The organism is uncultured Fibrobacter sp. (genome assembly GCF_947305105.1).
Taxonomy (GTDB): Bacteria; Fibrobacterota; Fibrobacteria; order Fibrobacterales; family Fibrobacteraceae; genus Fibrobacter.
The window spans coordinates 1-4,968 of sequence record NZ_CAMZCS010000067.1; the positions used below are offsets into that span (position 1 = coordinate 1).

Here is a 4,968-nt window from a genome sequence, read left to right on the forward strand (position 1 = left end):
TAGGGCTACGCCCGTATATGAAGAACCGCCGGCTTCGCCGGCGGGTCCCTTTTTGCATAAGTAAAAAAATTATGGGGGACTATTCGGTGAATGCTTGAATGTCGCCGGTGTTGATGTTGCTCATGTTTGCGTAGACAACAGAAACGATTTGTACCGAGAAACTCGGAGTCTTGCTTATGACGCTTCTGAATGCCATGGCACCCATCTCGAATGTGTTCGGAATGGCTGTGAAGATAATATCTCCGTTCCGGATTCCTTCTTGGATGGGTTCGTTCATGTCGACTGCATAGACGCTTTTGCCCTTGAGGAGCGCCATCGTCTCTTTGTTGACAAACGAACCTGTCGCGAAAGCAACTGCGAAATTTTCGCCTTGGTGCTGAGACATATAGTTCTCGATGCTGTTTTTGGCTTCGTTCGCATCGTTTACGATGAGGACATCGACGCGGTTCTTGCCGAGCGAGCGCTGGATTGCCATGCTCCTGTCGTAAGATCCGCCAATAGCATAGCAGAGCGTGAGAATCTTGTTTTCTTTGATTTGTTCGCCAATCTCTTTGCCGATTTTGTCGTTGTCTGCGACCACGGTTGTCCTGACTGTAGTCTGGAGCGGGCTGTTCTCGTGCAGTTTTTGGTCTACGACGACAATAGGAACCTTTGTGCCCGTAAGGACAATCATGTTCTCGATGGCTTTATCGCTGGGCATCATGATGATGCCTTTCAGGTTTGGAATGTCGGAAATGCCGCTGAGCGTCTTGAGTACGGTTGTGTTGACCGTGTCTGCATCGCGGTAGACGGTCATTATCTTGTAATTTTCCTGGTCGCCGACTTCTTTTGCTCCACGATAAATCTGGTCCCAATATGGGATCTTGCTCCCGAGCAACATAAGTATGGTGCCGTTGCTCTTTGAGGTGTCTTTGGGAGCATCATCGTGGCCGCATGACGTCAAAATGGCCATGCTTAACGAAGCGATAATTAAACTTAAACGAACTTTCATAAAGTATTATGAATAATAGAAAAAAAATCCGTTTAGAACACCCTAGAATTCCACAAGTCCCTTTTCGGCATCGGCGAGGATGACCTTCGTCACAATTCCAACGAAAAGTCCGTGCCCGACAATGCCCACGATGTGTTCCAAATCACGTGCGAGTTTGTCGGGGTTGTCGATGATGCCGAACTTGGCATCGGCGATGAGGTTGCCCGAGTCACTGATGACCGGACCGTCTTTGCCCGGGGCGCCCATGCGCACCTTGAGGTCGCCGCCGAGTTTTTTCACGCGTTCGGTCACCACGGCGATGGCTCCCGGAATGATTTCGAGCGGAACGGCGAACTTTTCGCCGAGTTTCGAGACCTTCTTGCCCGAGTCTGCGATAATCACGTAGTTGTCGGTCATCGAGGCGACAATCTTTTCGAGCAGGTGAGCGGCACCGCGGCCCTTGATGAGGTTCTTGTTGTCGTCGATTTCGTCGGCTCCGTCAATCACCATGTCAAGGTGGGAAACTTCGCCCATTTCTTTGAGCGGGATGCCGAGGCTACGGCACTGGAGCGTGGTGCTCCAGCTGGTGCTCACGCCAACGACGTTCAAACCTTCGGTCTTGATGCGTTCTGCGAGGCGGTTCACCATGTGCGCTGCGGTACTGCCCGTACCGAGCCCAACGGTCATGCCGTCTTTGATCATGTCTGCTGCGCGGACACCTGCCGCTTTCTTGAGTTCGTCCATCGTTGCCATTAGCGCCATCTCCTATCTTCGTTTTGGTCGTAATCGCCGTCAAAGCTGTTGTCGTAATTGTCGTCGCCGTAATCGTCGTAGTCTTCGTCCGGGAATCCGGATTCCAGTTCGGTGAAACTGGGCGATTCAATTGAAACGACTTCTACTTCGAAAATCAAATCCTTGCCCGCAAAGGGGTGGTTCCCGTCGACAAGGACTGTATCCTTGTAGATTTCTTTAACGACATAAATGCCGTCGCATTCCTCGTCGTCATTCAAGTTCAAGTCGTCGCAGAACTCGTCTGCTGTCTCGGGGAGCTGGAATTCGCGGATGTCGTTGTCCTGGAACATTTCGAGTTCCATTCCGAGCCAAAGTTCGCCGACATCGCGCAGCTCGTCTTTGGGTACCTGCATCACGAGGTCCTTGCGGTATTCTCCGTAGCCCAGTCTGCTGGGTATCTTTATGGAGAATTTTTCACCGAGCCGGCGCCCGAGGAGTGCCGATTCGAGCCCCGGGATAATATTGTTGTAGCCATGGATATAGACAAAGGGGTAAGAGGGAGGAACTTCTTCAAGAATCCTGCCGGACAATTCCTTGAGGACATACGCAATGCTCACCTTTGTCTTGTCTTCTATGATTTCCATACGGGCGCAAATATAGATATTTATAAACCACTAACCACCACCCCCTAATCACCAACCACCAACCACTAACCACTATTTTACTACATTACGGCTATGCTTTACGGAATATGTTCTGACATCCATTCCAACCTCGCTGCGTTCGAAGCCGTGCTGCAGTCCATGGAGGACAACCATGTCGAAAGGACGGTTTGTCTAGGCGATCTGGTTGGGTATGGAGCCGACCCTAACGAATGTGTTGAACTGGCCAAAGTGAATATGGATATTTGCTTGATAGGGAATCACGACAGCGTGGCTATCAAGCACGAGTCTAGCTTGGGGTTCAACCCCTTTGCCAAGCAGGCTATCGAGTGGACGCAGCGGGCCTTGTCCGTAGATTCTGTCGCGTACATCCGCTCGTTGCCCTATATTCACGAAGAAAACGATATTTGCTTTGTGCATGCCTCGCCGTTGAGCCCGGCAGACTGGGTTTACGTGACCGAACTGGAAGACGCGCTGGATGCGTTCGAGAATTTTTCCGGACGTTACTGCTTTGTCGGCCACACGCACAGTCCGATTATCGTGGCGAGCCGTTCGCTGGCGATTCCCAAGGTGCTGGACGAATACGAGTACGTGATTGCCGATACGGAGCGCCTGTTGGTGAACGTGGGCAGTGTGGGCCAGCCCCGCGACCGCGATCCGCGTGCCTGCTGGTGCCTGCTCGATACAGAGACCAAGTGCGTGCGCCTGATCCGAGTGGATTACGACATCTCCAGGACGCAGGAAAGCATGCGCAAAGCCGGAATGCCGAGTTTTTTGATAGATAGACTGAGTGTGGGAAGGTAAATAGTAGACAGTAGGAAGTAGACAGTAGACAGTAACTTCCTGCTAAAAAACTTCTAACTTCCTACTTCTAACTTCCTACTAAATCATGAAATGGGTTCTCGCAGTTTTTGGTAAGGCTGGCTCGCCGTTCATCGCGGACGAGGTGGAAAAGTATGTGAAGCGCCTGCGTGGCGGCATGTTCCCGCTCGAGGTCGTGGAACTCAAGGAATCGAAGCTCGATGACCGCGTGCAGTCGCTTGCTCAGGAAGCTGCGCTCTTCGAAAAAAAATTCCCCAAATCGGAGTATCGTCGCGTTATTTTGTCCGAAGAGGGCAAACTTATGGATACGGTGAAACTTTCCGATACCTTGCGCGACCGTTTTCCGGGAAATATCGTGTTTTTGATTGGGTCGGCTTACGGTATTGACGAAAATTTGAAAAAGACTGCGGACTTGTTGCTTTCACTTTCTCCGCTCACATTTACCCACGACCATGCCCGCGTACTTTTTGCCGAACAGCTCTACCGCGTGCAGATGGTCATGCAGAACCACCCGTATCATCATAGATGAAATTAAATATGGAGACTAATCTTATAAGGGATTAGGATCTAGAGAATAGAGGTTAGTGAAAAGAATCACGCACTTCGTGCGTTAATGACAGACGGCGAAGCCGTGATATTTCTCCCTAGCCCCTAGATCCTAGCCTCTAGATTCTCATCCCTAGATTATACCCCCTTCTCTCTATTTACTATATTTGGCGCCATGAATTCTGAAATCGAAAAACGCCGCACTTTCGCCATCGTAAGCCACCCGGACGCGGGTAAGACCACCATCACCGAAAAGTTCCTGTGGTACGGGAACGTGATTCGCGAGGCGGGCCATGTGCGCGCGAAGGCGAACAAGAGCTACACCGTGAGTGACTGGATGAAGATCGAGCAGCAGCGCGGTATCTCGGTTTCGAGCTCCGTTTTGAATTTCCCGTTCGAAGGTTGCATGTTCAACCTCGTCGATACCCCGGGGCACCAGGACTTCTGCGAAGACACCTACCGCGCCCTGACTGCCGTGGATGCGGCCCTTGTGCTTATCGATAGCGTGAACGGCGTGGAAAAGCAAACGATCAAGCTCATGGACGTGTGCCGCATGCGCCACACCCCGATTATCACGTTCATCAACAAGATGGACCTCGATGGCCGCCATGTGCTCGACCTGCTCGACCAGATTGAAAATATTCTGCACATCAAGACGGCCCCGTTCACCCTCCCGATTGGCGTGGGTAAACTCTTCAAGGGCGTGTACTCCATTGCCGAGAACACCTTCCACACCTTCAACAAGGAAGAAGGTCATCAGGAAATCATCCAGATGGAAGGCCCGGACGATCCGCGCCTCGTGGAAATGTGCGGCGAGAACTGGGTGGAACAGTTCAAGGAAGAATACGAGATGGTCACCGGCGGCATGGACCCGTTTGACCACGAGAAGTTCCTGAAGGGCGAGATGTGCCCCGTGTTCTTCGGTTCTGCCGTGAACAACTTCGGTGTGCGCCAGTTGCTGAACGCTTTTGCAAAGCTTGCGCCGCCCCCGATGGTGCGCGAGACCGACAAGCGCCCGGTGAGCCCCGACGAGGATGCCTTCAGTGCGTTCGTGTTCAAAATCCAGGCCAACATGGACCCCAAGCACCGCGACCGCACCGCCTTCCTTCGCATTTGCTCGGGCAGCTTTACCCGTGGCGAGAAGGTTTATCACGTTCGCACTGGCCGTGATATCCGCTTGGCCGCCCCGACGGCGTTCCTCGCGAAGGACAAGGAAGTCATCGACCACGCCTGGGC

Annotated in this window: 6 protein-coding genes; 3 read left to right on the top strand and 3 right to left on the bottom strand. The window is 52.3% G+C overall.

What is annotated here, in order from left to right; all coding sequences use genetic code 11:
* Window positions 1-79: 79 nt before the first annotated feature.
* The 3 genes from Q0Y46_RS14755 to Q0Y46_RS14765 are packed head-to-tail and all read right to left on the bottom strand — an operon-like array spanning window position 80 to window position 2,346.
* A complete protein-coding gene (locus Q0Y46_RS14755) occupies window positions 80-991 on the bottom strand; it encodes a substrate-binding domain-containing protein (RefSeq protein ID WP_297948578.1) in 912 nt (303 codons plus the stop codon).
* 42 nt (window positions 992-1,033) lie between these two features.
* Window positions 1,034-1,723, bottom strand: a complete 690-nt coding sequence (gene rpiA / locus Q0Y46_RS14760) for a ribose-5-phosphate isomerase RpiA (RefSeq protein ID WP_295680830.1) — start codon at window positions 1,721-1,723, stop codon at window positions 1,034-1,036.
* A complete protein-coding gene (locus Q0Y46_RS14765; protein WP_295680827.1) occupies window positions 1,723-2,346 on the bottom strand; it encodes a peptidylprolyl isomerase in 624 nt (207 codons plus the stop codon). Before Q0Y46_RS14765 ends, rpiA begins: the two co-directional genes overlap by 1 nt.
* 93 nt (window positions 2,347-2,439) lie before the next feature.
* On the opposite strand from Q0Y46_RS14765, the gene Q0Y46_RS14770 reads away from it, so the two are divergent.
* The 3 genes from Q0Y46_RS14770 to Q0Y46_RS14780 form a co-directional block, all read left to right on the top strand.
* Window positions 2,440-3,168: a metallophosphoesterase family protein gene (locus Q0Y46_RS14770; protein ID WP_297948582.1), complete on the top strand. Its 729-nt coding sequence runs from the start codon at window positions 2,440-2,442 to the stop codon at window positions 3,166-3,168.
* 85 nt (window positions 3,169-3,253) lie between these two features.
* Window positions 3,254-3,715 carry a 23S rRNA (pseudouridine(1915)-N(3))-methyltransferase RlmH gene (locus Q0Y46_RS14775; protein WP_173343115.1) on the top strand — a complete coding sequence of 154 codons (462 nt, stop codon included), beginning with the start codon at window positions 3,254-3,256 and terminating at the stop codon, window positions 3,713-3,715.
* A gap of 192 nt (window positions 3,716-3,907) precedes the next feature.
* Window positions 3,908-4,968, top strand: a 1,061-nt coding sequence (locus Q0Y46_RS14780; RefSeq protein WP_297948585.1) for a peptide chain release factor 3, incomplete at its 3' end; no start/stop codon positions are given.

What these genes read in the sequence shown, in the direction of transcription:
- Q0Y46_RS14770 (WP_297948582.1), top strand. Translation starts at nt 2,440, where the DNA reads ATGCTTTACGGAATATGTTCTGACATCCATTCCAACCTCGCTGCGTTC.
- Q0Y46_RS14775 (WP_173343115.1), top strand. Translation starts at nt 3,254, where the DNA reads ATGAAATGGGTTCTCGCAGTTTTTGGTAAGGCTGGCTCGCCGTTCATC.
- rpiA (WP_295680830.1), bottom strand. Translation starts at nt 1,723, where the DNA reads ATGGCAACGATGGACGAACTCAAGAAAGCGGCAGGTGTCCGCGCAGCA.
- Q0Y46_RS14755 (WP_297948578.1), bottom strand. Translation starts at nt 991, where the DNA reads ATGAAAGTTCGTTTAAGTTTAATTATCGCTTCGTTAAGCATGGCCATT.
- Q0Y46_RS14765 (WP_295680827.1), bottom strand. Translation starts at nt 2,346, where the DNA reads ATGGAAATCATAGAAGACAAGACAAAGGTGAGCATTGCGTATGTCCTC.